At 49.3% G+C, this 23,465-nt stretch carries 24 protein-coding genes and 1 pseudogene; 17 read left to right on the plus strand and 8 right to left on the minus strand.

Going from position 1 to position 23,465, the window contains the following annotated elements:
- Nucleotides 1-16 precede the first annotated feature (16 nt).
- A complete protein-coding gene (locus ICL80_RS02410; protein ID WP_194214539.1) occupies nt 17-613 on the plus strand; it encodes a GDSL-type esterase/lipase family protein in 597 nt (198 codons plus the stop codon).
- Here the strand turns inward: ICL80_RS02410 and ICL80_RS02415 are convergent.
- A complete protein-coding gene (locus tag ICL80_RS02415; protein ID WP_194214540.1) occupies nt 610-1,584 on the minus strand; it encodes a GlxA family transcriptional regulator in 975 nt (324 codons plus the stop codon). The genes ICL80_RS02410 and ICL80_RS02415 overlap by 4 nt on opposite strands.
- Nucleotides 1,585-1,691: 107 nt before the next feature.
- Between ICL80_RS02415 and ICL80_RS02420 the strand changes: the two genes are divergently transcribed.
- Nucleotides 1,692-2,369 carry a DJ-1/PfpI family protein gene (locus ICL80_RS02420; RefSeq protein ID WP_194214541.1) on the plus strand — a complete coding sequence of 226 codons (678 nt, stop codon included), beginning with the start codon at nt 1,692-1,694 and terminating at the stop codon, nt 2,367-2,369.
- 53 nt (nt 2,370-2,422) lie between these two features.
- On the opposite strand, the gene secB is transcribed toward ICL80_RS02420, so the two are convergent.
- Nucleotides 2,423-2,965: a protein-export chaperone SecB gene (secB, locus tag ICL80_RS02425; RefSeq protein ID WP_194214542.1), complete on the minus strand. Its 543-nt coding sequence runs from the start codon at nt 2,963-2,965 to the stop codon at nt 2,423-2,425.
- A 132-nt stretch (nt 2,966-3,097) separates the two neighbouring features.
- Nucleotides 3,098-3,586, minus strand: coding sequence for an FxsA family protein (locus ICL80_RS02430; protein ID WP_194214543.1), 489 nt, complete (start codon nt 3,584-3,586; stop codon nt 3,098-3,100).
- Between the two features lie 112 nt (nt 3,587-3,698).
- On the opposite strand from ICL80_RS02430, the gene ICL80_RS02435 reads away from it, so the two are divergent.
- From ICL80_RS02435 to ICL80_RS02455, 5 genes are all read left to right on the plus strand, one after another.
- Nucleotides 3,699-4,343 carry a Tim44/TimA family putative adaptor protein gene (locus tag ICL80_RS02435; protein ID WP_194214544.1) on the plus strand — a complete coding sequence of 215 codons (645 nt, stop codon included), beginning with the start codon at nt 3,699-3,701 and terminating at the stop codon, nt 4,341-4,343.
- Between the two features lie 2 nt (nt 4,344-4,345).
- The gene (gene mltA / locus ICL80_RS02440; protein ID WP_194214545.1) at nt 4,346-5,551 is read left to right on the plus strand and encodes a murein transglycosylase A; all 1,206 of its coding nucleotides are present in this window, start codon (nt 4,346-4,348) and stop codon (nt 5,549-5,551) included.
- Nucleotides 5,548-6,159 carry a Smr/MutS family protein gene (locus tag ICL80_RS02445; protein ID WP_194214546.1) on the plus strand — a complete coding sequence of 204 codons (612 nt, stop codon included), beginning with the start codon at nt 5,548-5,550 and terminating at the stop codon, nt 6,157-6,159. The genes mltA and ICL80_RS02445 overlap by 4 nt, the downstream gene beginning before the upstream one ends.
- Nucleotides 6,156-6,506: a helix-turn-helix domain-containing protein gene (locus tag ICL80_RS02450; RefSeq protein WP_194214547.1), complete on the plus strand. Its 351-nt coding sequence runs from the start codon at nt 6,156-6,158 to the stop codon at nt 6,504-6,506. Before ICL80_RS02445 ends, ICL80_RS02450 begins: the two co-directional genes overlap by 4 nt.
- A 159-nt stretch (nt 6,507-6,665) precedes the next feature.
- Complete coding sequence (locus ICL80_RS02455; protein ID WP_194214548.1) at nt 6,666-8,135, plus strand: TrkH family potassium uptake protein; 1,470 nt, start codon at nt 6,666-6,668, stop codon at nt 8,133-8,135.
- A 9-nt stretch (nt 8,136-8,144) separates the two neighbouring features.
- On the opposite strand, the gene ICL80_RS02460 is transcribed toward ICL80_RS02455, so the two are convergent.
- Complete coding sequence (locus ICL80_RS02460; RefSeq protein WP_194214549.1) at nt 8,145-9,047, minus strand: LysR family transcriptional regulator; 903 nt, start codon at nt 9,045-9,047, stop codon at nt 8,145-8,147.
- 170 nt (nt 9,048-9,217) lie between these two features.
- Between ICL80_RS02460 and ICL80_RS02465 the strand changes: the two genes are divergently transcribed.
- Both ICL80_RS02465 and ICL80_RS02470 read left to right on the plus strand, forming a co-directional pair.
- On the plus strand, nt 9,218-10,399 hold the full coding sequence (locus ICL80_RS02465; protein WP_194214550.1) for an MFS transporter: 1,182 nt from the start codon (nt 9,218-9,220) through the stop codon (nt 10,397-10,399).
- A gap of 225 nt (nt 10,400-10,624) precedes the next feature.
- Nucleotides 10,625-11,662, plus strand: a pseudogene (locus ICL80_RS02470) (YifB family Mg chelatase-like AAA ATPase); the annotation flags it as partial.
- Here ICL80_RS02470 and ICL80_RS02475 read toward each other — a convergent pair.
- Entirely contained in the window at nt 11,616-13,148 is a 1,533-nt protein-coding gene (locus ICL80_RS02475) for a recombinase family protein (protein WP_194214552.1), read from the minus strand. The pseudogene ICL80_RS02470 and the gene ICL80_RS02475 sit on opposite strands and share 47 nt — an antisense overlap.
- Nucleotides 13,149-13,310: 162 nt before the next feature.
- The gene (locus ICL80_RS02480) at nt 13,311-14,045 is read right to left on the minus strand and encodes a LuxR family transcriptional regulator (RefSeq protein WP_194214553.1); all 735 of its coding nucleotides are present in this window, start codon (nt 14,043-14,045) and stop codon (nt 13,311-13,313) included.
- Nucleotides 14,046-14,365: 320 nt separating this feature from the next.
- Between ICL80_RS02480 and ICL80_RS02485 the strand changes: the two genes are divergently transcribed.
- From ICL80_RS02485 to ICL80_RS02505, 5 genes are all read left to right on the plus strand, one after another.
- Entirely contained in the window at nt 14,366-14,992 is a 627-nt protein-coding gene (locus ICL80_RS02485) for a tyrosine-type recombinase/integrase (RefSeq protein ID WP_194214554.1), read from the plus strand.
- A gap of 67 nt (nt 14,993-15,059) precedes the next feature.
- Nucleotides 15,060-16,385, plus strand: a complete 1,326-nt coding sequence (locus tag ICL80_RS02490) for a tetratricopeptide repeat protein (protein ID WP_194214555.1) — start codon at nt 15,060-15,062, stop codon at nt 16,383-16,385.
- Nucleotides 16,386-16,427: 42 nt separating this feature from the next.
- Nucleotides 16,428-17,195: an outer membrane beta-barrel protein gene (locus ICL80_RS02495; RefSeq protein ID WP_194214556.1), complete on the plus strand. Its 768-nt coding sequence runs from the start codon at nt 16,428-16,430 to the stop codon at nt 17,193-17,195.
- A 27-nt stretch (nt 17,196-17,222) separates the two neighbouring features.
- On the plus strand, nt 17,223-17,465 hold the full coding sequence (locus tag ICL80_RS02500) for a hypothetical protein (RefSeq protein WP_194214557.1): 243 nt from the start codon (nt 17,223-17,225) through the stop codon (nt 17,463-17,465).
- A gap of 4 nt (nt 17,466-17,469) precedes the next feature.
- Nucleotides 17,470-18,096, plus strand: a complete 627-nt coding sequence (locus ICL80_RS02505; protein ID WP_194214558.1) for a hypothetical protein — start codon at nt 17,470-17,472, stop codon at nt 18,094-18,096.
- Nucleotides 18,097-18,504: 408 nt separating this feature from the next.
- Here the strand turns inward: ICL80_RS02505 and ICL80_RS02510 are convergent, their stop codons facing one another.
- Nucleotides 18,505-19,371 carry an ArdC family protein gene (locus ICL80_RS02510; protein ID WP_194214559.1) on the minus strand — a complete coding sequence of 289 codons (867 nt, stop codon included), beginning with the start codon at nt 19,369-19,371 and terminating at the stop codon, nt 18,505-18,507.
- A gap of 86 nt (nt 19,372-19,457) precedes the next feature.
- On the minus strand, nt 19,458-19,967 hold the full coding sequence (locus ICL80_RS02515; protein ID WP_194214560.1) for a hypothetical protein: 510 nt from the start codon (nt 19,965-19,967) through the stop codon (nt 19,458-19,460).
- Between the two features lie 252 nt (nt 19,968-20,219).
- Between ICL80_RS02515 and ICL80_RS02520 the strand changes: the two genes are divergently transcribed.
- The 3 genes from ICL80_RS02520 to ICL80_RS02530 all read left to right on the plus strand — a co-directional run bounded on the left by ICL80_RS02520 (nt 20,220) and on the right by ICL80_RS02530 (nt 23,354).
- On the plus strand, nt 20,220-21,440 hold the full coding sequence (locus ICL80_RS02520) for a hypothetical protein (protein WP_194214561.1): 1,221 nt from the start codon (nt 20,220-20,222) through the stop codon (nt 21,438-21,440).
- Between the two features lie 7 nt (nt 21,441-21,447).
- The gene (locus tag ICL80_RS02525; protein WP_194214562.1) at nt 21,448-21,627 is read left to right on the plus strand and encodes a hypothetical protein; all 180 of its coding nucleotides are present in this window, start codon (nt 21,448-21,450) and stop codon (nt 21,625-21,627) included.
- A 65-nt stretch (nt 21,628-21,692) separates the two neighbouring features.
- Nucleotides 21,693-23,354, plus strand: coding sequence for a recombinase family protein (locus ICL80_RS02530; RefSeq protein WP_194214563.1), 1,662 nt, complete (start codon nt 21,693-21,695; stop codon nt 23,352-23,354).
- Nucleotides 23,355-23,465: the final 111 nt, after the last annotated feature.

A 23,465-nucleotide genomic window follows, 5' to 3' on the forward strand; every position in this document is an offset into this window, starting at 1 on the left:
ATAAGGGACATTCACGATGAAAATTTGCTTTTTTGGCGACAGCTTCACCAATGGTACGGGCGATGAAGCATGCCTTGGCTGGGCAGGTCGGGTGTGTCTGGCGGGTAGAAGCGCTGGCAAGGATATTACATATTATAATATGGGGGTGCGGGGCGATACAAGCGCTGACATTTTGGCACGCTGGCAGCAAGAGGCAAACCGCAGGTTGCCAAAAGGTGAAAAGTGCGGCTTGGTTTTCTCGTTTGGTACAAATGACTGTGCGGCAGGTGAGGATGGTCGTGCTCGTTTGCCGCAAACCGACCGCCTGAAAAATGCCCGCGCCGTTCTGGTTGCGGCACCCAAGGTGTGGCCTACGTTGATGGTAGGGCCGGTGCCTGTTATAAACGATGAGACAGCAAACAAGCGAATTGCAGACCTTTCCCGTCAAATGGGGGCGCTCGCAAAAGCGCATAAGGTACCTTACCTTGAGGTGTTTGATGCAATCCGTGATAATCAACCATGGCAGGAAGAGTGCAGCAAAGGTGACGGGACACATCCCGGCAGTGCAGGATATGCGCTGATTGCTGATATGGTGGCAGCGTGGCCTGCATGGCAGGACTGGATGGCCGCCTAGTAGTGGACAGTCTTTTTTGCACCGTGCAGGTGGCGGTAGTGCGAAGGCGACATGCCCATCTGTCGTTCAAAGGCCTGAATAAGAACAATATCTGAGCCGAAACCGGCTTTTACAGCGATAGCCTTTAAGGGCTGGTCTGTTTCCTCCAGCAGTTTTCTGGCATAATCAACACGGATTCGTTCAAGGAACTTGGCGGGCGTCATGCGGGTTTCCGCTACAAAGCGCCGGTGGAAACTGCGGGCGCTCATTCCGGCTTTTTCGGCCATTTGCTCTACACTGATGGCGGTGTGCAGGTTTTCCCCAAGCCACTGTAGAAGCTCCGAGAAAAAACTACCTGCTTTTGTTTGGGCGCTAAGGAGGTTGCTGAACTGTGATTGGTTACCGGGCCGCAGTGCGTAGACAACAAGCCGCCGCGCGATTTGCATAGCTGCCTGATGGTCCAGATCTTCTTCCACAAGAGCAAGGGCCATGTCGATACCTGCTGTTACCCCGGCGGATGACCAGAGGTTACCGTCACGGCTATAGATAGCATCCGCATTTACATGTGTTGAAGGGAACTGCTGTTGCAGCTCGCCTGCCTGTCGCCAGTGGGTTGTAACCCGCTTATTGTTTGTCAGGCCTGCGGCTGCCAAAATAAAAGCGCCCGTACAGACAGAGCACATTCTGCGGGCAGTTTTACTGGCTTCCTTAACCCATGCTTGCAGGGCAGTGTGTGTTGCAGCATAGGCCACATTATGCCCGCCAACAACAAGAAGGCTGTCAATGGTGTCTGGGGCAACCTTGCTAATGGGAACGGTACCCACCGGCAGCCCGCAAGAGGCTAAAACGGTCGTCCCTTCTGGGCTTGCTACCGTCAGTTTATACACTGGTTTTTCGTAAAGCTCATTGGCGGAAGCAAAAACCTGCATAGGCCCGGTGACATCCAGAATCTGACAGCCATCATAGGCAACAATAACAACATGCTTTTCCATTCTTACGCGCCTATTTTATAGTAATGGCATAAATATATAGTAATTTGTCATATATGCCATTTTGTTTCAAGGTATAATGCAGAGGTCTTATTGCAGGAGGTTGTTTCATGACATTACAGATAGGTTTTCTTTTATATCCCCGCTTTACCCAGCTTGATCTTACTGGCCCCTTCGAGGTTTTTGCCCGCATGCCAGGTGCCAAGGTGCATCTTATTTGGAAAAATACAGACCCGGTTGAGGCAGATTCAGGCCTTAAAATTACACCAACACTGACCTTTGAGGATTGCCCGAAGCTTGATGTGCTGTGTGTTCCCGGTGGTCCGGGGCAGGCTGCGGTGAGTGCAGACAGTGAAACAATTGAATTTTTAAAAGCAACGGCGGCTGACTGCCAGTATGTAACCTCGGTTTGCACGGGCGCCTTGGTTTTAGGTGCGGCAGGCTTGCTTGATGGCTATAAGGCCACAACCCACTGGGCCGCAACATCAGCGCTTGCGCAGTACGGTGCTCTCTATACGCCCGGGCGTGTTGTGGTTGACCGTAACCGCATCACCGGCGGCGGTGTTTCTGCAGGGATTGATTTTGGCTTTGTGGTGGTTGCGGCACTTGCCGGCGAGCAGGTTGCAAAAGCAATTCAGCTTTATATTGAATATAACCCGGCGCCGCCTTTCAACTGCGGTCACCCAGATACAGCAGACCCTGAAACCATGGCACTGGTGGTAAAGTGGCGTACAACCAGCATGGAAAAACGTCAGGAACTTATCAGGGATGCAGCATCAAAAATGTAAAAAGCCGGCCCTTTTGGGGCCAGCTTTCAATCTGGAAACGCCAGTAAACGGTTTTAGTTTACTGTTGTTGGTGTTTCTGAATCGTTGGCCGCTTGTGCTTCTTGCTGTTGCTGTGCACGGTACAGGCCTTCAAAGCTGATTGGCTCAAGCAGTAGCGGCGGGAAGCCACCATCGCGAGAGGCATCTGCCACGATACGACGCGCAAACGGGAACATCAGTGTTGGGGCCTGAACCAGCAGGAATGGCTTCAGAGCCTCTTCTGGTACATTGCGAACACCAAAGAGCGAGCCATAAGAAAGTTCAACAACAAAAGCCACATTGTCTTTGTCTTCATTGTCTTTGTAAGTCGCTTTGGCTGTAATTTTCAGCTCAACTTCATACACTTCGTCGTTTATTTTGCGAACGCCTACGTTCACGTTAACGTCGATAGCAGGTTTTGTTGCAGCCAAGGCTTGCAAGCTTGCTGGTGCATTTGGGTTCTCGAAAGAAAGATCGCGAACATACTGTGCCAAAACGCCCACTTGTGGACCTTGGGCACCCTCTGGTGCTGGGCCGCCTACTGGTGTTTGGTCATTGGTGATTTCATTTTCAGCCATATCAATACTCTTTATAATTCATTGTTTGTCTGTCACCCCCCGGAGACAAACCGGATTGGCGTCGTTGGGGGGAACGGCTAGCATGCTTTAGGGGCAGGAACAATATTGAAATGCCATATTAGGGGCATTATTCTAATTTTCAGGGTCATTTTTTGGGGTTTTAGGTGTATTTTGGCGTAATGTATCACGAAATGGGGGAGTATTATCTGTTTCCTGAAATTCGCCGTCAATAATAACAGTAGACCCACCCTCCTTGTATGTACGCCGTACAATTGTATGGGCAAGGCCTGCTTTGCCAAGAAACAGCCGAACCGGCGGTATCAAGAGTAAAGCACCTAAAAAATCTGTTACAAAACCGGGAATAAAGAGACAAATACCAGCAAGCAGCAAGAAAAACCCATGGATAAGAGAGGGGCCAATAGGCTCGCCTTTTTGTTGGGCTGCCTGCATGTTCCTAAGAACAATAAGTCCTTGCAGCCGAACAAGAGACAGGCCGATAGCAGCCGTTAAAAGGCACAGTAAAATGGTACTGAAAGCGCCAATTTCATCGCCAACATCAATTAAAACCGAAAGCTCCATTACGGGCAATCCGATAAATATTAACAGTATAATCCAACCCATTCCTTGTTCTTTCCTTTATTACCTCTTATCTATAAGGGTATAAACTATTGAGGTTTCAACCATCAGCATCATAAAATGCTCTAAACCCTAACGGACATACCTGAACAAAGCTATGTATATAGACATTATAATAATTGCCATGATTGCAGGTTTCATCATTTTGCGCCTGCGCTCTGAACTGGGTAAAAAAACCGGGAATGAGCCATTGCCACCAGCGGCTGGTCGCGGCCCTGTGATTGACGGTTACAGTGAAAAAGTAGATGCCCCGCATACAGAACATGCGGTTCTGGATATGGAAAGCAACCAAGAGCTTCGCGACTTTTATAAAGATATCAGAAAGTACGATAGCCACTTTGACCCTGTTGCCTTCAAAGAGGGCGCCACAAACGCTTATGGTATGATACTGGAAGCGTTTTGGGCTGGGGATAAAGACACGCTCAAAGGCCTGTTGGACGATTCTGTATATGAACAATTTAGCAATGCCATTGACGAGCGCGCTAAAAATGAGCTGACACTTGAAAACAGGCTGCTTGATATATCGAACGCTAAAATAGCATCCGGCCATATGGCAGGCAATATTGCGGAGCTCACATTGCAGTTTACAGCAGAAATTGTTGCTGTAACACGTGACCGTGACGGTAAGGTGGTGGACGGTGATGTGAGTGATGCTTCAGAGCTGAACGACATGTGGACCTTTGCACGCAACATCCGGTCTGATGATCCGGCGTGGATGCTTGTTGCAACCCGTACAGGCTAAAAATGCGACGCTTCTTTCCTGTCATAGCTGGTGTGCTGGCGCTGATTGTAGTGTCAGCGCTGCTTTCCTATTTTTTATTGAAGGAAAAAAAGACCGGGCTTGAGTTTGCTTTGGCGTCATATGCTGATTTACCCGGCTGGCATACAGATAATATGGGCGAAGCCCAGAAAGCGCTCCTGAGAAGCTGCGATAAAATCAAGGCAATGCCGGAAGGCAAAGCTTTGCCCGGTGCTGCTATCGGCGGTGTATATAAAGACTGGTTGCCCGCCTGTGCGGCGATTAAGGCCGCAGCACCAGACACGCTTGCAGATGTGATCGAAGATTTTTTCCTGCCGCTTGCCGTTTCAGTAGGCGGCAATGATACGGGTGTTTTTACCGGGTATTATGAAGCACTTTTACATGGCAGCATGACCCCTAGCGAACAGTATACTATTCCGCTTTATACACGCCCGCCCGAACTGGTGATGGTTGATCTGGGCAAATTTAGGCCAAGTTTGGCGGGACAGCGCATTGCAGGCAGTGTTCAAAATGGCCAGCTTGTTCCCTACCCAGACCGTAAAGGCATTATGGACGGTGCGCTGGATGGGCGCGGGCTTGAGGTTCTGTGGGTTGACAGTGCGGTCGATGCTTATTTCCTGCATGTGCAGGGCTCTGGCCGGGTACTTATGGATGATGGCAGGCTTTTAAGTGTGGGCTATGCGGCGCAAAACGGCCATGCCAACCGCCTTATTGGCCGCCATTTACTTGAAACCGGTGCCATAAAGAAGGAAAATATGTCGGGTCAGGCGATCAGAGACTGGCTGGCTAAGCACCCTGAAGAAGTGAACGCGGTTCTTAAAACCGATCCATCTTTTGTATTTTTCCGCATGTTAGAGGCGGGTGACGGCCCTTACGGGTCAGCGGCTGTTGTCTTAACCCCCGCCCATTCGCTTGCTGTTGACCGCCGTTTCATGCCGCTTCATGCGCCTGTGTGGTTATCAGCCAGCCACCCAGACCCACAAGATCCGTCGAATAATACGGTTCCCTTTAACCAGCTTCTTGTGGCCCAAGACACCGGCGGTGCTATCAGCGGTGAAATTCGGGGTGATGTATTCTGGGGTTTTGGGTCTGAGGCAGAAGAAATTGCAGGCCGTATGGCAAACAAGGGCCGTTACTGGCTGTTGTTACCGAAAGATCTAGCCCTGAAAGCTGCCGGAGACGAGGGGTGAGCAGTAAAAAGGCGCCGCCGCCAAGCTTGAAACCCGCAGACAGGAAATTATGGGAACAGGTTACAGAGACGGTGCACCCCCTAAAGGGTCGGCCTGACGGTAAACCGTTACCGGCGCGGCGCAGGGTAGAGCGGCTGGATGAAGGCCATTCTCTACCGTCCGAATGGCACAGTGTGCCGGCACCTGCGCCAGATAGCTGGATAGACAGGCGCACCCGCCGCCAGATCAGTGTTGGCGCCAAAAATATAGACCGCTCTATTGATTTGCACGGCATGACACAGGACCAAGCCTATACAAAGCTGGTGGCACTTGTGCATGCAGCTATTAAGCGCGGTGACAAGCTGCTGCTGGTGGTAACAGGCAAGGGCGGCAAGCGGTTTTCGCAGTTAAACCCAGACACACCCGCCGCTTATCGCAGGCGAGAAGATTTTGAACAAATGGGCGGTGTTCTAAAACGTGTGGTGCCCGCGTGGCTTGAAGGCTCTGATTTGAAACCCTTTATTCAATCATACGGGCCAGCGGCGCAGGAGCACGGCGGCGAAGGTGCCCTTTATATCATGCTACGAAAACGGTTACCGGGCAGCAGAAAGACCGAGGGAAAACCATGACACCATTTGGCGCAAAACTGCGTGACCTACGGGCAAAAAAAGGGGTTACTCAAGCGCAAATGGCAGCAGAGCTTGATGTGTCGCCCGCATACCTTTCGGCGCTTGAACACGGAAAGCGCGGCGCGCCTTCGTGGGCTTTTATTCAGAAAATCATCCAGTATTTTGAGCTGATATGGGATGATGCCGAAGGCCTCAAAGATTTGGCCCACATGTCAAAACCCAAGGTAACAATCGATACATCGGGCATGGATCCGCGCGCAACCTATGCCGCAAATTTGCTGGCTTTGTCGCTTGGCCGCATGGACAGCGATGCGCTCGATGAACTGCTGTCGCTTGTAAAGCGCTAATATAGCCTTCAAACAAAACAGCTTTCTTGACGACCAGTCTGCAATAAAGATAAAGTCCACCAGCGTTACAATCGGGACCCGACGTTACAATCAGGGAAAGGACAGGAAAGCTTTTATCAATGCGCGTGTTAGTCGCTAAAGGCTCTCTCCTGAAATAACATGAAATCAACCGTTTCCTTCCGCCCGCTCTTTCATGTTCTTGGTATTTTGCTGGTGGTGCTGGCAGGCACCATGATGATACCTGCGACGGTAGAAGCCTACATGACAGGCACAGTACCGCTGGAATTTTTGTTTTCTGCGGCGATCACAGGTGTGCTGGGCGTATTATTTATTCTGGCTATGCGTGATAATAAAAGCTTTAGTCTTGATTTGAAACAGGCGTTTCTTTTAACCGCTTTAAGCTGGGTCATTTTACCGGTTTTTGCGGCCTTGCCCCTTATGGGGCTTGGTTTAGAAACAGATGCCGGCTTGTCTTATACAGATGCGGTATTTGAAACTGTTTCGGGGCTTACAACAACAGGGTCTACAGTTATTACAGGGCTTGATCAGCTTTTGCCCGGGCTTTTACTGTGGCGATCGCTGCTGAACTGGGTTGGCGGTATCGGTATTATCGTGATGGCGATTATTTTGCTGCCGTTCCTGCGCATCGGCGGTATGCAGCTTTTTAAAACTGAAAGCTCTGATCAGTCAGAAAAAATCATCCCGAAATCAAGCGACCTTGTTAAAAAAATTGTCAGTGTTTATCTGGTGTTAACGTCCGCCTGCGCTCTTGCTTACTGGCTTGCAGGCATGACGGTTTTTGATGCTATCAACCACGCTATGGCAACCCTTGCGACCGGGGGCTATAGCACACACGATGCGTCGTTTGGCTATTTTGGTATACCAGCCCAGTGGGTTGGAATTGTTTTCATGATGATGGGTGCTTTGCCGTTCATTGCGTTTATAAAGTTTTCCAATGGCCACCGCAGGGCAATTGTGGATGACCCACAAGTGCGCACTTTTGTGCGCTTTATGGTGCTGGTGATTGTGGCTTCTGCGGTAATGCTGGCGGTGGATAAAAACATTAACTTTTTTACGGCTCTTACATACTCGGCTTTTAACATTGTCTCTATTGTTACCACGACGGGTTTTGCCTCAACAGACTATACCTTGTGGGGCACCGGTGCTGTTGCCGGGTTTTTCCTGCTTACAATGGCGGGGGGCTGTGCTGGTTCAACATCAGGTGCGATCAAAACCTACAGGTTTCAGGTGCTGTGGACCATTATGAGGGCCCAGTTACTCAAGCTTAACAGCCCAAACCGGGTTATTGTTTTGAAATATCACGGTACTAAAATGCCAGATGAACTGCCGGTTTCTGTGCTGGCTTTTCTTGCAGCGTTTTTTGCCTCTATTGCTATTGTTACCCTGCTGCTTGCCATGATGGGGCTTGATTTTGTAACGGCCCTGAGTGCCGCCGCCACAGCGATAACCAACGTTGGCCCCGGTTTTGGGGATATTATCGGCCCGTCAGGCAACTTTGCAAGTTTGCCCGACGCTGCCAAATGGCTGCTCAGCTTCACCATGTTGCTCGGCAGGCTCGAAATTTTCACGCTTTTCATGCTGTTTGACCCCCACTTCTGGCGCACATAGCGATTAGGCTTATGGGTATTTTATGTTGTCTACCAGAAAGTCAATAAAGGCCCGGATACGCAGTGCAAGGTGTTCATGCCCAACATAAACAGCATGGATAATCTCTTTATCATCTGGATTGTAGTTTTCCAGAACAGGGACTAGCCGCCCGGCCTTTATATCATCTTCCACATGGAACCGGCCAAGCCTTACAAGCCCCAGATCTTTGCGGCATAGCTGGTTCAGAATAATACCGTTGTTTGCAAATACAGTACCCGGTACAGGCAGGCTGAAGGTATTACCAGTTGCAGGATCCCGGAAAGGCCATTCATCCATGCTGCGCCGGAAATTGAATTGCAGGCAGTTATGATTATGAAGCGCGGCGGGTGTTTGCGGGGTGCCGTGTGCCTCAAGATAGGCGGGTGATGCGACAATGACCCTGCCACCCTCCATAAGTTTACGCGCCATCAAAGATGAGTTTCGCAGGGGGCCAGACCTAACGGCAATATCTGTACGTTCATCGATCAGATCAATAACACTGTCGATTAACGAGATATCCAATTCAATCTTCGGATAAAGCTCAAGAAACTTGGGCACCAGAGGCAAAAGGCAGCGTTCGCCAAAAGCCACTGTTGTGCTAACCCGCAGTTTTCCGCGCGGTACCGCCGTTTTACCGGTTGAAATTAGGCGTTCGGCATCCTCTATTTGCGCTAGTATGCGGCGTGCACTCTCCATATAAAGTGCTCCTTCGGGGGTGAGTTGCAGATTTCGGGTAGAGCGCACAAGAAGCGGGGTGCCTAATCTGTCTTCTGTTCGCATGACCAGTTTACTGATAGCGGAAGGAGACATGCCAAGCTTGCGCCCAGCAGCAGAAAAACCGCCATTTTCTACTGCTGCAACAAACACAGCCATCTCGCCAGCACGGTTATCCATTCATTTACCTTTGAATTAAATTCATAAGTATTTTTACATAATACAGTATTATTTCTCAAGCCATTTTGCGCCATTTTGGTGTCAGCGGTTTCTTGCTGCTGGTTAACAAGATTCCACATTCAATGTTTTATTTATCTCGGCTTCACATAAAGCCGGAGGAAGGAAAATACATGCCTATTGCATTGTACGCTCTGGCGATCGCGGCTTATGCGATCGGCACCACTGAGTTTGTTATTGTGGGGCTTCTGCCTACTGTTGCGAACGATCTTGACATTACGTTACCCATTGCAGGCCTAATTGTTAGTGTTTATGCGCTTGGTGTTACCTTTGGTGCGCCCATCCTGACGGCCCTAACTGGGCGCATGGAACGCAAACCTCTTCTGCTTGGCCTTATGGTGCTTTTTATCATTGGAAATGCTATCGCTGCCCTAAGCTCTGGGTATGAAATGCTTTTGGTTGGCAGGGTCCTGTCGGCTTTTGCACACGGTGTTTTCTTTTCCGTGGGCTCAACGATAGCGGCGGACCTTGTTCCTGAAGACAAGCGCGCCTCTGCCATTGCCTTAATGTTTATGGGCTTGACCGTTGCTATTGTAACGGGTGTACCGCTTGGCACTTATATTGGCCAAACCTTTGGCTGGCGTGCCACCTTTGGTGCTGTTGTTGTTTTAGGGTTGATCGCCCTTTTGGGGGTTGCAGCGCTTTTACCGCGCACCCTTGCTAAGGCTGCGCCTGCATCTATCATGGACCAAGTGCGAGTGCTAGGTAGTGGCAGACTGTTGCTTGTTTTTGCCATGACAACGTTTGGTTATGGCGGCACTTTTGTAACGTTTACGTACCTTGCATCAATTCTGGAGGAGATCACGGGCTTTGCAGCATCACATGTTAGCCTTATCCTTATTCTTTACGGTGTGGCCATCGCGGCTGGAAACCTTATAGGGGGACGCATTGCTAACCGTAACCCGGGGCAGGCTCTGGCGTGGCTCTTTTTATTACAGGCCGGTGTTCTGGCGGTTTTCTCCCTTACAGCATCTATGCCTATTCTGGCACTTATCACCCTGTCAGCCATGGGTTTTCTATCTTTCGCAACGGTCCCGGGCTTGCAGCTTTATGTGGTTCAACTTGCTAAAGTGCATCGCCCTGGTGCGGTGGATGTTGCCTCGGCCCTTAACATTGCGGCCTTCAACCTGGGAATAGCGCTGGGTGCTTGGGTTGGTGGTTTGGTTGTGGCTTCACCCCTTGGCCTTGGGGCCACACCTTGGGTGGGTAGTATTCTGGTTATTGCGGCTTTATTATCTACACTGTGGAGCGGGTCACTGGATACAAAAGCGAAAGCAGCTTTTAAGCCCGCTTGATGTCTATTAGGTATTAAAATCTTCAGCCGATATAGCGAAATGAAGAAGGTGCCTGTGATGGGCACCTTTTAAAACATCCGCGCCTTTATGATGAAGGCGCAGTGCCTTGCCACTGCATTTTTCGCTAGACATTTCTATAATTTTTCTATCAAGTGTTCATGATTTGTTCATGTTCGCGCATATAGAGTTTAGGCGAACAACAAATAGCACAGTGGGGGAAACCGGGTGGTTGCCAGTGTTCAGACCGTTGCCTTTGAAGGCATTGAGGCCTTACCGGTTGAGGTGCAGGTACAAATTACGAGCGGGCTACCTGCATTTACAATTGTTGGTCTTGCAGATAAGGCAGTTAACGAAGCACGCGAGCGCGTACGCTCCGCGCTTGCTGCCATTGGTACGGCTCTGCCAGCGGAACGTATAACGGTTAACCTTTCCCCTGCAGACCGGCCAAAAGAGGGCAGCCATTATGATTTACCTATCATTGTAGCCTTGCTTGTCGCGATGGGGGTTTTGCCAACAGATTTGGCATCTGAAACCGTTATTATGGGCGAATTGGGGCTGGATGCCAGCATCCGGCCCGTGGCAGGCATATTACCAGCCGCGCTTTATGCCAACAGTATTGATGCAACTTTTGTGTGCCCTGCGGCTTGCGGCAGTGAGGCAGCATGGGCGGGCGGCGGCGAAATTCTTGCCGCGTCGCATCTTCTATCGCTTGTTAATCATATTAGGGGCAGGCAGCTTTTATCACAGCCTGTTGCAAAGGTAATCACGGGCAGCGGCCCGATGCCGGACCTAGCTGATATCAAAGGTCAGGAGGCTGCAAAACGTGCTCTTGAAATAGCGGCAGCTGGCGGCCATTCCCTTCTATTATCAGGTCCGCCGGGCGCGGGCAAGTCTATGCTGGCGTCAAGGCTTGTATCGCTTTTGCCACCGCTTACGCCCAAGGAGGCGCTTGAGGCAAGCCTTGTGGCGTCTGTTGCCGGTAAATTAACAGATGGTGTTATAAGGCGCACGCGGCCTTACCGCAGCCCACACCACAGTGCGAGCATGCCAGCCCTTATTGGCGGCGGCGCTAAAGCCTTGCCGGGTGAAGTATCGCTCGCGCACTCAGGGGTTTTGTTTCTTGACGAATTGCCCGAGTTTTCCCGCGCGGCGCTTGAAGCGCTCCGGCAGCCCATTGAAACCGGCACAGCTGTTATCGCGCGAGCGCAGGCCCATGTCACCTATCCTGCGCGCTTTCAGCTTGTTGCTGCAATGAACCCCTGTTAATTCGTTGCCCTGTTGCAACCGTTTCTGTGGGAAAGTGATAGAAATTTATTTCGATATCATCTTTCCCAATAATGATGCGGTCGCAGACCGCATCTACAATGTTACGCTTCTCTTCCTCAGAGAGAAGCTTCCACCTCTCGTATAGATTTCCAGCATCTACCATTACTTGTTCTTGAGAGAAATAGTTTATCTTCAAGACATCATATTCTGCTTGCGCACGGGGCAGCTCTTCCTCAATTTGGGCAAGCTGGTCTTCAAAAGGCTTGATGCGTTTGCCAAAGCCTTCTTTGGGGATTTGGTCATTGAGATAGAGGTCGTAAATTTTGTCGATTTCTTTCTCAAGCTGCTGCTGTTTCTTTTCCAACGCAACGATGATTTTTTCTCGTTCACTGAGCTTTTCATTTTCAGCCAGAAAATACTCATCGAGTTCTTTTGGATTGAGCGAAATGGTTTTCAGTTGCTCATGGAACACCGCATGCAAATCTTCAACAGGGATTTTGTTCTTACATGCCTTACACAGATACTTAGGCATGTTGGAAGGAACATACATTTTAGAACCACAGGTGCAGGTAGCGATACCGCCAAATAAGTGCGTGGCGGTACGAGAGACTTTCTTACGTGTTAGACGCTGTTTGCTCAAAAAGCTATTACACTCTTCCCACAGTTCTTCGGACACAATCGGCTCCACATCATGCCAGACCCAATCATCTTCAGGCTTCAGCTCCGCACTGCCATTATCGGTAGATCGTGTATAGTTGACCCGCCGCTTTCCTTTGGCGGTAGGGTCACGGAGCAAGCGGTCTACCGTAGTATCAGAAAATTTCCCACCCTTGCGGGTACGATATCCACGTTCCGTAAGTATACGAGCAACGGTCTTTTTCCGTTTATGCTCTGCAAAGAGTTCATACATTAAGACACGGACAGGGCCTTCTTCTGGGTCTGGCTGCATAGTACCGTTATGCCAGCGATACCCATAGACCACCTGACCACCCATTTTCTTCCCAAGCTCTGCACGGATTGCAACAGATGCAGAGACACGCTCTGCAATCTCTTCACGCTCCCACTGTGCCATTGCACCAATCATGGTGTAGAACAGCCGACCCGCAGGCGTGGTGGTGTCGATAGCTTCTTGAAGAGAAATGAGACCTGCCCCGTGTTCCCTGAATATGTCTGCAAAGTCCAGTAGCTCTTTGGTGTTCCGTGCAAGCCGAGCCAGCTTCGAGAATATGAGACCGGAAATTGCGCCTGCTTCTACGTCAGCAAGCATACGCTTGGTCTCTGGATGCTGCATGACCGCTTTGCCGCTTACACCTTCAAGGTGGTATACGGAGACCACATCCCACTCTTTTGCTTCTGCATACGCGCTAGCACGGCGTTCATGGTGTTCTGGGCTGTCGCCCTGTGCTTGGTCTTCAGTGGATACCCTAACCCAGATACCAACCTTCTTTGGTGCATCTTCGGTGATGCGTGTACGCCGAGACACGGCGGCCTCCTCTTCTTTGTGTAAGCAGAATTATGCCCCCTTACACTCCCATAGGAAAGGTGTTTAAGGGGCTATACACATTGGTTTTTATGGATAGTACGGCGGTAATATTCGACTGCTTGAATCAGTGGAGTGTCTTGGCGCACCAGTGCCGAGGTTACGTTACTGAATATCATATGCGTATGCTTTTGCTAAAATCTCTCGACGAGAACGTACCCCAAGTAGCCGTCGAATATCTGTCAGGTGAAATGACACCGTATTCTCTGCAATCCCCATTTTTTCGGCGATGAGTTCATTGGAAAGCCCAGTCTTCATCCACTGTATAACTTCTCGTTGCCGGGGTGATAGTTTGTAACTGTCGCCAATAAGGACATCGCCCTCTTTGCTATACCACTGATGCAGCAGAAGAGCGTTGAGCATAAGCCGTTCAGCATGTGCTTGCATGACTTCCCAGCCCTCAACATCCCCATGTTCTGCAAAAAGCGTAATGCTTCCTTGCAGTGTGCCTCGATACGAAAAGCAGGGGATTACAAACCCACTTCCTAAGCCAAAGTCCTGAGCTTCACGAGAGAGGGTAACTTGTGTGTCAGTCCATGTGAGATTGGTGTCCACAGCAGCGTTTCTATCGAACATGAAAGGTTGTTTGTATGAAAATGCATGTAAGACAGCGGGGTCATGGGCAACATAGTTGTTGTCCATATAATGCGTGATCCATTCCTCATCCATGTCGATGCGGTAATGGATGCTCTCTGTATCTAGGCGTGATGGCTCTGCTCTGAGGTATGTTACATATCGAACGCCGTACTTTTGGCAAAGTGCCTTAAAGCCATGCCATGCAGCTTTTCCGTCTTTCGCACCATGTAGATGAGAAAGCATATCTATGAACGAGTAGTCCATCCTCACAGTCCTTTGTCGTCCATGTGCATATTCACTTCATTGAAAGTGAATTGGCGGGTTTTGTAAACCAATAAATCAACTTTTGAGGCCAAACCTCAAGGTTTTGGCGGGTTGAGGAAGTAGATGTGCCACCCGATACTTTACCTACGCATATCGGCTATGCCGAGCGTGACATATATGCAATCTGAGTGATTTGCTAAAATAGGAAAATGTTATTATGAAACAGTGTGTTGTGCATACTTTAGGGGCTGATTTTGAACAGTTCGGACATACTGTTTATATTCTGAACCGATGTCAAGTTTGTTCCGAGTAGTTATATTATGAATATCGCACAGGCATCCTTTAGTTTCGATATACAAGGAAATCGCAAGTACCTAAATCAGGTCGAGTGGCGAGCGTTCCTTGATGCTGCATCGTCCGCACCTCCTGAGGTGCGAGTGTTTTGCTTCGTGTTGGCGTACACAGGCGCTCGTATTTCTGAGGTGTTGGCGTTATCCCCTGCCCGAATAGATTTCGATGAAAAGGTAATTGTCTTTGAAAGTTTGAAGAAACGGCAACGGGGCCTGTACCGTCGTGTGCCGGTTCCCACCGAATTACTCCAAACACTTGATGCAGTATATAGCGTGCGTTGCAGGCAAAAACGCTCTTCTTCCACGCATAAAACGCTGTGGACATGGTGTCGTACAACAGCGTGGACACGAGTGAAAGAAGTGATGCAACACGCTGGCATTTCTGGCGTGAAAGCAACACCAAAAGGACTACGGCACAGTTTTGGAGTCTTAGCGATTCAAGCGGGTATTCCATTAAATATGCTCCAGAAATGGCTTGGTCACACGCATATGCACACAACCGCTATCTATGCCAACGCTCTAGGACCGGAAGAGCGAGGGTTTGCAAGTAAATTATGGCGTGGGTTTAGCGGAAAGAAGGAGAACACATCGTGCTGAACAGTATGTCCGAACTGTTCAAGAAAAATCGCATTCTCGTAAATACTTGATAGTTGGGGGGTATATCATGCTGGTTAATGACAGCGCATTATTCATCAAGGGCTTCTTATGGGCCGCTATTTATGTGTGCTATCTGGCAGTCCCGCCCAGTAGTAATGCAGTGGATGATATTGTGGTGCCGGATCACTATGGCGTTTACGCATTTTATAATGACCACTTAGTTGAAATGCACCGGCACCCTGTTAGCAAAACAGCTTATTTAGGCGAACAATATGGAGGAGACTTGATCCATACAGTTGGTGGGCAGCGTCTTCCTGCAACAAATATCTCATTTGTTATTTATTCGCCTGACGCTAAGGCCCTAGCAACTCAGGATATAACGATTCACCGTGTGACACGCATTGCAGCACAAAATGTTCTCTCTGGGTGGGGACATGGTGACAAGTTCAAGGTGGTAGACAAACCTACTTGGCGAGTTAACCTCAAGCAGGGCTGGCGATTACAGGCGGCTCCTGTTTCAAGTAGCAATGAAATGGTACACCTCACTTTATCAGAGATGTCACCCGGACGTATGATGCTTAGGATTGGTCGTGCGCTGTACAGCTTCTCAATACCTGGGCGAGTTAATCCGAAAGATGACTGTGAAGTGCGTACCGCCAGTATCATGCGGGTTCAGTACAAACCCTGTCCATCTCAGTTTTTACCACGACCTGAAAATCCTAGTGGTTTGTATAAGCGTTACATTAAGGATGCGACTACAGAATATAAAAAGGGGAACTTTCAGGAGGCACTTAGCCATCTGGAAAAAGCTAAACAACATCCTGATGCTGATAAGGGTGAGGTTCTTTACTTTCAAGCTGTTTTGCAAGCAGCTCTTGGTCGCACAAATACAGCATATGTGACCCTTCACGCTTCATTTTCTGAACATCATCCGGAAGAGCGTTTGGCATCAGCAAAGATTGTAGCCGCCAGCTTGAATATAACTGCTGGCTCATTTAGCTCGGCGCTACGCGATTTAGAAACTGCCGAGCGGATTTCCCGAAATCGGTATAAGCATTTGATACCAACCGTATATACCATGCGATACATTGCTCATCTGGGAAATGGAGATTCCAACGCAAAGGCAGCATTTTGCCGTAAGGCATGCAATGTCGATATGCGAGAACTGACTGAACTCACACGCTACATTACTGGACGAACTAGTGACTGGCATTCGCTTTCCTATGAAGCACTGCAATTTGCAGCGTACCACCATTGTTATCGTGGCGAGGTAGAAACTGCACGTGCCGTATTCACCAAAATTATGGAGTACGGAGACAAGAAGCTTGGGTATCACGATGCTCGAAAAGCACTTGAGCGTATAGAGAGCAAAGCTTTCTGCACGTCATTATAGTCATGAGTAACTAGTTTTCATTTTCAAATCAGGGGGTAACATATGTTCAAAAGAACACTCATTGCATTAGGCACACTTGGAGTAACAGCGGCGACACAAGCGGCTGAAGAAGAAAAGCTGGACTGGACCGGCCTCTACATGGGTCTAGGTCTAGAAACCACCAAAGCCAAAGTATCTGTAAACCCAGACCCGTCAGGTATCATTCTGTTTGACAATCTTGAAGACCTCAGTGGCAACAAGGCAGACTGGGCAGGAACGATACAGTTTGGCTTCCGTAAGGAGTTTGGCAAACTTGTTTTGGGCGCAGAACTGGAAGGTATCTTTGGTGGTGGTAGGACTATAACGGACAGTACCGATGGTCTGCTGTTTGAAGATGCTCCTGACTTTCTCACCCTATCCTCAGAAGCAACCGTCAGTGTGAAGCCCAAGGGTCGTATGGTTGGCACAGTGGAAGTACCCATCGGCAAACACTTCCTCATTGGTGGTGAGGCAGGATTTACACTCGCTACAACCTCCGTCTCTGGTGAGATTTATGGTCCATATAATTTCTTTGACTCCACCATCAGGGAACACTGGGCTTCATACAGTGATACCTCAAACCAGATAGGTGGGACATATGGCATCAGGGCAACCGCCAAAGTGGGCAAGCATATGCTTATCACAGCCCGATACACCTTTGCCAAACTGGGGACAGCCACGGCACCTGTTACTCTGGACGAGCTAGAGATTATCGACATGCCGGTGGTGCAGGCAGCAGAGGCTGTCACAAAGCTAGAGAGTTTCCGGCTTGGGGTAGGCTACCAGTTCTAAAACACATCTTCCATAAGGATTTCAGACATGAAAAAAACACTCAGTATGCTTGCACTTGCTTTTACCGTAACTGGCTGCGTGAACACGTCTAGCAGTCTGGAGCGGGAAACTGCCCGATTTGTTGGTGATGTATCACCGGAAGCCATAACCGTCCTCAATATCGACAGGGGTATGTTGTCTGTCAAATGGGACGCTCGTGTCAAAGATGGACGGGTGTACCGCTGTGACGCCGATGACATGATGAAACGGGTGCATTGTGTGCAGCAATAAGCGGATGCAACACAGAACACGGTCCTTCCTGTTTTGCCTCTACGCTTTATCCTTGTCAGGATGTGCGGCTGTGCCACTGTTCATGCTGGTTGGTGTTGGTGCTGCCACCTTTGCAGTGCATAAGGTGGTGCAAACACAGTCCGGCGGAGAGATAAAGGTTGCCTTTCCTGCGGTTGATGGACGAGAAGCTCCGCCACAGCCACTACCGTCTGGCAGAACGGTTGCCGTTTGGTCGAACGGAGAACGGGAAGAGCGGTTTATCGCAGCCCTCCGTGCCTCTGGTACGTTTACAGTTCACTCATTACCAGAGATAGAAGCCAGCACTGGGGCAGATATGACGGACGCCTTCATGGCTGCCTGCCAGACCAGCAAGGCGGACCTTATCTTTGCTGCAACAGATGAAGACGTGTCGAAGAAGAAAAACCTTCTGTCTATCGACAGGGCCGCAACAACCTACACCCTGCATCTGCTAGTATTTTCCTGTACTGAAAACACTGTGACATGGAAAGACCGCATGGCTCTCATTGTAGAGCAAGGCAAGATACAGCCAACAGAGAGCGAACTACAGCAGGTGGCAGGTGATATGTGGGCAGAACGGATACTGGTTGCTAAAAACATGCAGCCAGACTGAGGATAGTATTGCTCTTGGACTGTCTAAAATGCATTTCCTCTGCGTTAGTATTCCAAGGGAGAACTCGGTAAGGGGTGGAAACATCCCTTGCCGCTTTTTATATATGGAACAGGATACATCAGTTTCCTCAGTGTATAACCTCCCAAGGGCTTGTGCTGAGGACGAGGGGCTGCTGGATGTGCCGTTCAGTCCCTCACCATATCAAATAGATATGATTTGACTGTAGCCCTATGTATGTGATGGTTAGGCATTCGCGGCGTATATACGACCCCCAAAGTATGTATGCGCCGCCGTGAGAGGGTTGTATTATCAATCCTCTCACACACCTTCTTAGATTTGGCAGGCGGGGATGTTTGCCAAGGTGCAGAAAGCCCCAGTCGCAAGACTGGGGCTTATGTGTTTCTGTCCTCATGTTGGAACGCCTGCTCCCGTTAGCAGGAAGGTCATGGCTTCTTGTGCTTTACCGGCAGCGGTGAAGACAGCCCGATTGTCGGAGCGCAGCAGGGCAAGCCAGTGTTCTATGTATGATGCATGGCGCAGTTGTCCCTCTATACCAAAGAAGGCACACAGGTAGGCTGACGTCAGCTCGGCTATCAACTCTTCAGCCGCATAGGACTGCGTCCCAAACCGACCCGTGAGATCACGCCCTAGTCGCTTGGTATGCCCTGTTGCATGCCCATACTCATGAAAGAGCGTTGCATAGTAATGGTCTGGGCTTTCAAACTGTGATGGCAAGGGCATGACAACGGCGTCATGACGTGGGTTATAGGCAGCACTGTCACTGCCGTGGGCTACGTCAATGTCTGTTGCAGCAATAAAGCCTTCTATATCCTGCATACACTCATGATCTGGCAGCGGTTCATACGGTATGGTGTAGGCGTCCGGCAACTTCTCAAGCTGGTTGAGGTTGAAGACAGCATAAGAGCGGATAACAGGAATGACTTTCTCTGCGTCTTTATCCTCATCATCCGCAACCCTGACCTCTTTTACAAAGACAATGCGGACGGCCTTTTCGCCTTTGCGGACATATGCCCCAAGGGCATGGGCCTGTTTGAAGGTGAGCCAGCCGGAGCGGACGTAGTTTTGCTCTGACGCCCGAACCCATAAGAGCAGGATATTGATGCCGCTATAGGGTCTTCCGGTAACTGCATTATGGGGAAAGACATGTTTGTCTACGTTCCCGCCTTGCCACGGTTTTACCCACGGCGGTGTGCCTGCTTCCAATTCCTCAATGATACGGTTGGTAACAGACGTGTATATCTCCTGTGATTTCATAACAGAAACCTCTCTTGTTGTTGAAAGAACAGATGGAAGCCAAGAGCGATGCTCCGGGCTTCCCGCTGTGTTTCAGCGGGAGCGGTTCAGCCCTGCGGTGTGAAATGGAAGTGCGTCAGTGCAAGGGAAGTGGCAGTGAAATAAGAGGTTGCGGGCTTCTCAGGTTCCCATGGTTTTCGTTTAGATGGCACATCACCTTTCAGTTTGGGGAACATGTCGCCAATGACTGTGGCAATGTCGTGTTTGGTCTTCGCCCCTTTGGTTGCAAACGCATCCTGAATTTGATTGCGAGAATAGAAGTGAATCGGAAAACCTTGGTCGATGGCTGTCTCTGTCATTGCAGCAATCAACGTGTAAACACGAGACCGCTGTTTCTTTTGACTGTGTGGAATGTCCTCTATGACGACGACATCAGGCTTCACTAAATTGAGCAATTTTACAAACTCGCGAAGACAAGCCATATTTTTATCTCCGGTTGCTCGTTTGAGACCCCAGGCAACAAGTGCCTTTGGGTTGTTTAAGACTGCATGGGATAGGCCAAATCCATCAGCGTAAACAGCGAGGATTGTGCGCGGGCGTTTAATTTTCTGGAACATAGGAAAAGAACAATTATCTCGGCGTACTAGGGTACGCTGAGCATGTGTGTAAGACGATACCAGCCTGCGCAACGTGGAAGGTATCTGCGTAAGGATATAGCAGCCCTCTTGTACAACCTAGATAACAGGAAATGGTGACACTTTTGGTATCAAAACTGGGTATCTAGCACCTTCCAATACCTGACGTATTCTTGGTGACATATTCGCGTAACCATCAAACGTATGTCTTCACCATCCATTTCATTTGAACCAATGAATGCTGATACACTCGCACGCATCCTCGGCATCACCATTAAACACGACCACACCAATAAACTGGTGACATTTCTATGTGCGCTGTCTGCCTATACTGAAGACCCATTCAACATTTCGTTCAACGCACCCTCTTCCACGGGGAAAAGTTACATCCCCATTGAGATTGCCAAACTCTTTCCGAAACATGATGTGGTGCAACTTGGCTATTGTAGCCCGACCGCCTTCTTTCATGATGTGGGAGAACCAGACAAAGAGAAGAAGGGGAGGATTGTTGTCGATTTTTCGAGGAAGATACTGATATTCCTCGACCAGCCGCACAACGAGTTGCTGTCTCGGCTTCGTCCCCTTCTCTCACATGACAGCAAGACCATTAACATCAAGATCACTGACAAAAGCCAGAAACAGGGCCTCAGGACGAAGGATGTGCTTCTGAAGGGCTTTCCTGCGGTCATCCACTCAAGTGCAGGCATGGTCACAAATGAGCAGGAAGCCACGCGCATGTTCTTACTGTCACCAGAGATCAGCCAGATGAAGATTAGAAAAAGTATCAGCGAAACCATCATTCGTGAAATGGACGGGGCTTGGTATGAGGAAAGATTGAAAAACAATGAACTTCGGGCAACACTCACCATGCGCATCCATGCCATTAAGGCTGCGCATATCAAAAATATCAAAATCGCACCGGCTCTAAAGAAAGAAATCCACAAGGTGTTCCTGAGCGACAATGCGCAGCTCCGACCGCGTTCACAACGGGACATCAAGCGTTTCATTTCACTTATGAAGGCATTCGCTCTTTTGAATTTCTGGTGGCGAAAGCATGAATGCACCACTATCACCGTGCATCACGATGATTTTAATGAGGCCTTGGCCATCTGGGAGGAATTAGCGCCAGCACAAGACCTAAACATTCCACCATATGTTCATCAACTATACCGAGACGTGATTCTTCCGGCGTGGCAGGACAAGCAGAAGGCATACAATGGCCGTACCATCGGCTTGACCAGAGGGGAAGTGCTTGGTGAGCATTACCGTGTTTATGGACGGATGCTTGACGCCATCCAGTTCCGACAGCAAATCCTTCCCATGCTTGAGACATCAGGGCTTGTGGTCGAAGAGCGAGACCCGCACAACAAGCGTCGGAAGTATATCTATCCTGCCACCACAGATATGCGGGTAAACAGTGTGAGAAGGGGTGGGGTGCCTGCTATTACCGACTAACCTTCTTATGGAACTTTCTAAGCAGCATATTGAAGCATTTAAGAGACTTCATGAACCTATCGGCGGGCTTCGCGAATACACTGATGAAGAAGTTGAAGAAATTGCCAATGACATTTCACGCTACTATCTCATCATGATCAAAATATTGGGGCGCAGCCCTCTTGAGGCCGGGAACGTGCGGAAGTAGCCCAGTAGTTGCCCACGACTGTCAAGGCGAAAGTTCTGCCGCTCGGCGGTATAATCAACATACGCATGACTAATCACACACTGACAATTGGAGGCGTCAAATTTTGTCGCGTTTCCTCAAGGGAACAGGAAGAGACAGGGTACTCCCTCGATGCTCAAGATAAGGTTCTCAGTGAATATGCAGAGAAAAATAGGATAGATATTCGCAAGGCATTTCGCATTTCTGAGAGCGCGAGCGGAAAGCAGGAGCGCAAGACTTTTAGCGAGATGATGACCTATGTTCGCAGAAACCGTGTACGGAACATCATCGTTGAAACAACGGACAGATTGACGAGAAATTTCGCTGATGTGCCTGACATTGATAAGTGGGTGATGGGGGACGAACGCAATCAAATCCACCTCGTCAAAGAAGGGTGTATTCTTCACAAGAACTCCAAGTCCCATGAATGGTTCATGTGGCGAGTAAAAGTGGCAACGGCTGAATACTATGTGCGGCTTCTTTCCGAAAACGTCAAAAAAGGTCAGAAGCAAAAGATTGCTGAAGGATGGTTGCCGTCGCGGCCACGCCTTGGGTACAAATCGGTTGGTGAAAAACGGCACAAAAAGCACGTGCCACATCCTGCTATCGCACGACATATCCGCAGTGCGTTTGAATACTACAATAGTGGCGATTATTCTCTAAAACGCTTGGAGCATCTGCTCTATGATGCCGGACTAAGAGGTCAAAATGGCGGGCGGTTGCACGCCAGTAGAATTCATCGGCTGCTCTCTGATCCATTCTATTGCGGCTTTATGCGCTGGAAAGGCCAGATATATCCGGGCAAACATGAACCACTGGTCAGCAAGCGCTTGTTTGACAGTGTCCAAAAGAAACTGAAACGCCCTACAAAGACACCCTATTACGTCAAGCACAACCCGGTCTTTAAGGGAAAAATTCGCTGTTTGCACTGCGATGGACTTGTTACGTGGTATCTAAAGAAAGGCAACTTTTATGGCCACTGTTATAACCACGGTGCGTCTAGGAAGTGTTCGCATAAGACCTGCATGCGCCAGGAACGGGTCGAGGAGCAACTTTTTCCAATATTTGAGTGTATTGCACCAAAAAATGAAGCCATGCTCCAGTACATCAGCGCTGTACAGAAAGACATGCGTGCCGAGGCGCAAAAGGGGGATGAGCGAGAACACTTACGGTTGGAAAAGTTGCTTGTGAAGGCGCGAAAAAGCCGTGAAAAATATTATGAAGCGAAGATCAATAGGGAAGTGCCAGCGGAATACTGTGACCAAAAGATTGCTGAGTTAAATACAGAAGAAGCGATGCTGGAATCATCGCTCGCTAATGCTACAACTGCCGATGAAGAAAAGCAGGAGGCGCAGAGGTTGCTATATCAATTAGCGTTCCAAGTGGCTGAAATTTATCAGCGCGGTACGACGGAGGAGAAGCAAGATCTGTTGGCGATACTCTTTACGAACTTTAAGCAGGATGGGCGCAAGATTATAGTGGAATATACGCCAGCGGGCGCACATCTCATGAAGTGGATGCCGCGTCTAAATCAACATTACGAACTCCATAAAACCCGCATAAAATATGACTCTAATGGGGAAATTCTCTCCCCTTATCCTGTATTGCTCGCTTGGCAGTGTGAATTACGGAACCTTGATTGGATGGAAATTTTTCCGGTACCTGAGTGGACAATCAATTTAGTCAGAAAGATGCTCCGACCAGAGTAGCGTGGCGTACAATTTACAATATGGTTAGAACCAGAATGGTTGAACGTGCTGGATAAAAGTATGGCCAAGTTAGAAGAGTGGATGCGTGGACTATACCCCCCCAGCAACTCT

It is taken from the genome of Kordiimonas pumila (assembly GCF_015240255.1).
GTDB classification, from domain to species: domain Bacteria; phylum Pseudomonadota; class Alphaproteobacteria; order Sphingomonadales; family Kordiimonadaceae; genus Kordiimonas; species Kordiimonas pumila.

Bases quoted from the DNA above. Each gene is read 5' to 3' on its own strand.
- ICL80_RS02410 (WP_194214539.1), top strand. From the start codon at position 17: ATGAAAATTTGCTTTTTTGGCGACAGCTTCACCAATGGTACGGGCGAT.
- ICL80_RS02415 (WP_194214540.1), bottom strand. From the start codon at position 1,584: ATGGAAAAGCATGTTGTTATTGTTGCCTATGATGGCTGTCAGATTCTG.
- ICL80_RS02420 (WP_194214541.1), top strand. From the start codon at position 1,692: ATGACATTACAGATAGGTTTTCTTTTATATCCCCGCTTTACCCAGCTT.
- secB (WP_194214542.1), bottom strand. From the start codon at position 2,965: ATGGCTGAAAATGAAATCACCAATGACCAAACACCAGTAGGCGGCCCA.
- ICL80_RS02430 (WP_194214543.1), bottom strand. From the start codon at position 3,586: ATGGGTTGGATTATACTGTTAATATTTATCGGATTGCCCGTAATGGAG.
- ICL80_RS02435 (WP_194214544.1), top strand. From the start codon at position 3,699: ATGTATATAGACATTATAATAATTGCCATGATTGCAGGTTTCATCATT.
- mltA (WP_194214545.1), top strand. From the start codon at position 4,346: ATGCGACGCTTCTTTCCTGTCATAGCTGGTGTGCTGGCGCTGATTGTA.
- ICL80_RS02450 (WP_194214547.1), top strand. From the start codon at position 6,156: ATGACACCATTTGGCGCAAAACTGCGTGACCTACGGGCAAAAAAAGGG.
- ICL80_RS02455 (WP_194214548.1), top strand. From the start codon at position 6,666: ATGAAATCAACCGTTTCCTTCCGCCCGCTCTTTCATGTTCTTGGTATT.
- ICL80_RS02460 (WP_194214549.1), bottom strand. From the start codon at position 9,047: ATGGATAACCGTGCTGGCGAGATGGCTGTGTTTGTTGCAGCAGTAGAA.
- ICL80_RS02465 (WP_194214550.1), top strand. From the start codon at position 9,218: ATGCCTATTGCATTGTACGCTCTGGCGATCGCGGCTTATGCGATCGGC.
- ICL80_RS02480 (WP_194214553.1), bottom strand. From the start codon at position 14,045: ATGGACTACTCGTTCATAGATATGCTTTCTCATCTACATGGTGCGAAA.
- ICL80_RS02485 (WP_194214554.1), top strand. From the start codon at position 14,366: ATGAATATCGCACAGGCATCCTTTAGTTTCGATATACAAGGAAATCGC.
- ICL80_RS02490 (WP_194214555.1), top strand. From the start codon at position 15,060: ATGCTGGTTAATGACAGCGCATTATTCATCAAGGGCTTCTTATGGGCC.
- ICL80_RS02495 (WP_194214556.1), top strand. From the start codon at position 16,428: ATGTTCAAAAGAACACTCATTGCATTAGGCACACTTGGAGTAACAGCG.
- ICL80_RS02500 (WP_194214557.1), top strand. From the start codon at position 17,223: ATGAAAAAAACACTCAGTATGCTTGCACTTGCTTTTACCGTAACTGGC.
- ICL80_RS02505 (WP_194214558.1), top strand. From the start codon at position 17,470: ATGCAACACAGAACACGGTCCTTCCTGTTTTGCCTCTACGCTTTATCC.
- ICL80_RS02510 (WP_194214559.1), bottom strand. From the start codon at position 19,371: ATGAAATCACAGGAGATATACACGTCTGTTACCAACCGTATCATTGAG.
- ICL80_RS02515 (WP_194214560.1), bottom strand. From the start codon at position 19,967: ATGTTCCAGAAAATTAAACGCCCGCGCACAATCCTCGCTGTTTACGCT.
- ICL80_RS02520 (WP_194214561.1), top strand. From the start codon at position 20,220: ATGAATGCTGATACACTCGCACGCATCCTCGGCATCACCATTAAACAC.
- ICL80_RS02525 (WP_194214562.1), top strand. From the start codon at position 21,448: ATGGAACTTTCTAAGCAGCATATTGAAGCATTTAAGAGACTTCATGAA.
- ICL80_RS02530 (WP_194214563.1), top strand. From the start codon at position 21,693: ATGACTAATCACACACTGACAATTGGAGGCGTCAAATTTTGTCGCGTT.